At 68.2% G+C, this 2943-nt stretch carries 3 protein-coding genes; 2 read left to right on the forward strand and 1 reads right to left on the reverse strand.

The genetic code is table 11. The features are described 5' to 3' along the window. Positions 1-114: 114 nt before the first annotated feature. The gene (locus DT074_RS27740; protein ID WP_119423060.1) at positions 115-729 is read right to left on the reverse strand and encodes a DsbA family oxidoreductase; all 615 of its coding nucleotides are present in this window, start codon (positions 727-729) and stop codon (positions 115-117) included. 417 nt (positions 730-1146) lie between these two features. On the opposite strand from DT074_RS27740, the gene thrS reads away from it, so the two are divergent. Beyond that, positions 1147-2403, forward strand: a complete 1257-nt coding sequence (gene thrS / locus DT074_RS27745; RefSeq protein ID WP_119423061.1) for a threonine--tRNA ligase — start codon at positions 1147-1149, stop codon at positions 2401-2403. Further along, on the forward strand, positions 2400-2768 hold the full coding sequence (locus tag DT074_RS27750; RefSeq protein ID WP_119423062.1) for a nuclear transport factor 2 family protein: 369 nt from the start codon (positions 2400-2402) through the stop codon (positions 2766-2768). Before thrS ends, DT074_RS27750 begins: the two co-directional genes overlap by 4 nt. Positions 2769-2943 lie beyond the last annotated feature (175 nt).

Below are 2943 nucleotides of genomic sequence, written 5' to 3' on the forward strand. Positions count from 1 at the left end.
ACCGTCGAGGACACCTGGCGCCACATCGGCGACCTCGTCGAAGCCATCACACCCGTCGAATGTCAGAGCTACTTCGCCAATGCCGGATACGCTTCAACCAAATCGTGAAACGCTCTAGCCGCGCTTCGGCACGCCGACCTTGTCCAGCAACTGGGCCAGCGCCTCGTAGGGCTGGGCGCCGACCACGCCGTAGCCGCCGGCGACGAAGGTCGGCACGCCGGTGACGCCGTATTGGTGCGACTTCGTCCAGTCGGCGGTGACGGCGTCCTTGAAGCGGCGCTCGGCGATCACCGAGCGCGCCTCCGCGCCGGAGAGGCCGACGCTCTCGGCCAGCGCGACCAGCACCTCGGGATCGCCGATATTCTTCGTGTCGACGAAATAGGCACGGTAGAGCGCATCGTGCAGCTTCTCGCCGCCCGGCTGCGTGTCGGCCCACTTGCCGAGCTCCTGCGCCAGCCGGCTGTTATAGGTATGGGTGCGGCGGCTATAGGGCAGGCCCTCCGCCTCCATCAGGCCCTTCATGCGGGCGTACATCGCCTCGAGGTCCATGCCGCGCCCTGCGAACAGCTCCTCCAGCGACTTGCCTTCCACCGGGGTGTCGGGGTGCAGGGGGAAATGCACCAGCTGGATCTCGATATCGTAGGTCTGCCTTAAGCGTTCAGTACGCACGGTACTGAGATAGCACCAGGGTCAGACGTAGTCGGTGAACAATTCCAGGGTCGTGGTCATGGCGGGCTCCGGTGGTTGCCGCCATCGTAGCTGGCTTCGCCGCGCGCCAGAAGCCCTCCCCCGCGCCGCGCAGCGGTGTGGGGGAGGGTTGGGTGGGGGTTTTTGTATTTTTCCTCGCCGCCGCGCTGCCGCCAGGCAAAACACAAAACCCCCCACCCGGCCTCCCCCGGCTGCGCCGGGGGAGGAGCTACTGCTTTTGACATTGGCAACCTTTCCGGCCTAGCTTCCCCGCCATGTCGCAGGTTCGCGCCACCACCACCACGACTACCACGACCCGCCTGGGCGGGCCGTGCGGTGCTGGCATGCGCTGAAGCGAAGCGACGACCACCACCAGCAAGGCCCCGCCGGCGACGGACGGGGCTTTTTCATGTCCGCTTGAGCCTCCTGTCCGTCGCCGGTCCGACCGGAGGACATGAGATGGACGACAACGACCACCGCAGCATCGGCAACCGGCTCGACCTGTTCCACCAGCAGGAGGAGGGGCCGGGCCAGGTGTTCTGGCACCCGCGCGGGCTCGCGCTCTACCGCCTGATCGAGGAATATGTCCGCGCCCGCATGCGCGAGGCCGGCTTCCACGAGATCCGCACGCCGCAGCTGCTGTCCCGCTCGCTCTGGGAGGCCAGCGGCCATGCCGACAAGTTCGCCGAGAACATGTTCGTGTTCGAGGATGGCGAGCGTTCCTATGCGCTGAAACCGATGAGCTGTCCCGGCCATGTGCAGGTGTTCAACAAGCGCCAGCGGTCGTGGCGCGACCTGCCGCTGCGCTATGCCGAGTTCGGCGCCTGCCACCGCTACGAGCCCTCGGGCGCGCTGCACGGGCTGATGCGCACGCGCGCCTTCGTGCAGGACGATGCGCATATCTTCTGCACGGAGGATCAGGTGGCGGGCGAGGTCGCCCGCTTCGTGGCGCTGCTCGGCCGCGTCTATGCCGAATTCGGCTTCCCGCCCTTCGCGGCCGCGTTCTCGACACGGCCGGAAAGCCGCGCCGGCACGGAAGCGCAATGGGACCGGGCCGAGGCGCTGCTCGGCGATGCCGCGAAAGCCGCCGGTCTCGATCCGGTCCTGCAGCCGGGCGAGGGCGCCTTCTACGGGCCGAAGCTCGAATTCGCGCTCCGCGATGCGCAGGGGCGCAGCTGGCAATGCGGCACGATCCAGCTCGATTTCGTGCTGCCGGACCGGCTCGGTGCCGAATTCGCCGATACGGAAGGTGGCCGGGCACGCCCGGTCATGCTGCATCAGGCGGTGCTCGGCAGCATCGAGCGCTTCATCGCCATCCTGCTGGAGCATCACCAGGGCCGGCTGCCGTTCTGGCTCGCGCCGGAGCAGGTGATGGTGGCGCCGATCGACACGGCGCAGGCGCCATACGCCCGCGAGGTCGTTGCTGCCTTCGAGGCAGCGGGACTGCGCGCTGCGCTCGACCTCGGTCCGGAGCGGCTGGGGCGCAAGATCGTCGCGGCGCACGAATACGGCGTGCCGGTCTTCGCCGCGGTCGGCGCGCGCGAGGCGGCGGCGGGTGCGGTGTCGTTGCGTGAGCGCGATGGCGGGCAGGCGGTGCTGCCGCTGGCCGAGGCGGTGGCGCGGCTCAGCGAGCGCGCCGCGCCATCCTTCGCCGGCAGCCGAAACGTGGCGATGCCGGCAGGCGGCAGTATGGTGGAAGCGGGAGGTGCAGCATGAGCGATGCGCGGCGCAAGGCTGATCTCGAGGCGCTGGAGCGGCTGAATGCCGACTATGTGGATTCGGTGCAGCGTTCCGACGTCGCCCGGTTCGAGCAGATCCTGGCGCCGGATTTCTACTGCTCCAATCCCGACGGCTCGCTGGTCGACCGCGCCGCCTTCCTGCAGCAGACCGCCCGGCCGGTCGCCATCACCGAACTGCGCCCGGAGCAGGTGAAGATCCGCCTGATCGGCGATTTCGCCATCATCCACGCGGCGACCCATTACCGAACGCCCGACGGCGAAGTGCGGCGCGGCCGCTATACCGATTGCTGGGCCCGGATCGACGGAAGCTGGCTCGCCGTCTCGGCGCATGTGACGCGCTGACCGAAGCGCTCCCTCGGCGCAAGCCGGGGGAGGGTTGGGTGGGGGCGGTCGCTGCACGGTCCGAACTGGTTAGATGTCGGACAGAGTAGACCGGATAGATGCCTGACAGTTTTTGTGGGTCGGCGGGAGGGGTTTGCCGATGCCATGGAAAGAGACGAATGAGATGGACGAGAAG

The sequence above is a fragment of the Desertibaculum subflavum genome, from assembly GCA_003576705.1.
Taxonomy (GTDB): domain Bacteria; phylum Pseudomonadota; class Alphaproteobacteria; order Ferrovibrionales; family Ferrovibrionaceae; genus Desertibaculum; species Desertibaculum subflavum.